Below are 1,152 nucleotides of genomic sequence, written 5' to 3'. Positions count from 1 at the left end.
GCCAGAGACTGGGAGCGCTCGTAATCGAACGTGAGTCTGTTGAACACCCCTTTGGCGCCCGTGCGGCTTTTGAGCAGGTCGGACTCCTGGGTGCCGCCTACTCCCTGGCTGAAATCCACATCCAGAGCGTTCTGCCCGCCCAGCCGGTCAAGCACACGCCAGGTGAACCCCAGCCGCAATGCACGGATGTGGTCTTCAATCACCCGGGTACCCAGCACATCGGTTTGCACATCGGTGTGCTCATACGCCACCCGCGCGGTGACGCTTTCATTACGGGTCCGCAGCATCGGGTACGCGGCCGAGATCGTCACTGTGTCCGCGTTTCCACGCATGTCAAAAGGCGCCAGGACGTCGCCCGGGCGGGTGCGTGCCTTTGACGCGGCAGCGGACAGCCGAAGGCCCTCCGTCGTGACAACCTGGCTGTAAGAAAGCTGCGCATAGGCCAGCTCGGAACCGCCGCCGGCCATGCCCCGAAAGCGCCACTGGTCATTGACCCCCAGCACCTGGTTGAGGGTCAGTTCCACACCCGCCTCGCCGGGGCCGAGGTATTTGGACCCATAGGTATCTACGGCAGCGAAACCTTCAACCTTTTTCACCTTGGCGATTAACGTAAGGTCGGCGGCCCCGGGAGCCTGGCCCGGGGCCAACACACTGCGCAACTCGACCCCTGGAAAATCGTTGGCAATCAGAAGATAGCGTTCAAGCAAAGGGCCGTGGATGGGACGTGAGGCCCTGATTTTCTCGCCGGTGGCTGCAAGCTGGCCTTTCACAYAATCGCTGACATCGTCTCCCGCCTGAATGTTCACCTTGTCGATATAGCCTTCCACCACACGCAAGGTAAGCGTGCCCTCAGACAGGGACTGCGGAGGCACCACCACCAGCGACAGGATGTAGCCCGCATTGCGGTACATCGCGGTCAGGGAAGAAGCGAGTTGCAAAATCTCGCTGCCGGTAATTTCCCGTCCGGTATAGCTGTCCGCATGCGCCTGAAGAACGCCGCCGGGTAACACAGTGCCGGTTTCAATCTCAATGCGCCTGAGGGTGACCTTGATGGCCCTCAGCGATTCAGGCAAAAACCCCGTGGGCTCGGCCCTGATTTCCGGAGGCGCCGGTGAGGCTCCGGGCTCTGGCTGGAAATCAAAACGTTCGCGA

General features: G+C 61.3%; 1 protein-coding gene. It reads right to left on the bottom strand.

Features of this window, described 5'->3' with window-relative positions; all coding sequences use genetic code 11:
* Positions 1–1,152, bottom strand: a 1,152-nt coding sequence (locus AC1D0Z_RS22335; RefSeq protein WP_477660335.1) for a ShlB/FhaC/HecB family hemolysin secretion/activation protein, incomplete at both ends; no start/stop codon positions are given.

It is taken from the genome of Polaromonas sp. P1_E3 (assembly GCF_056405935.1).
This window is presented reverse-complemented; position numbering and strand designations above follow the sequence as displayed.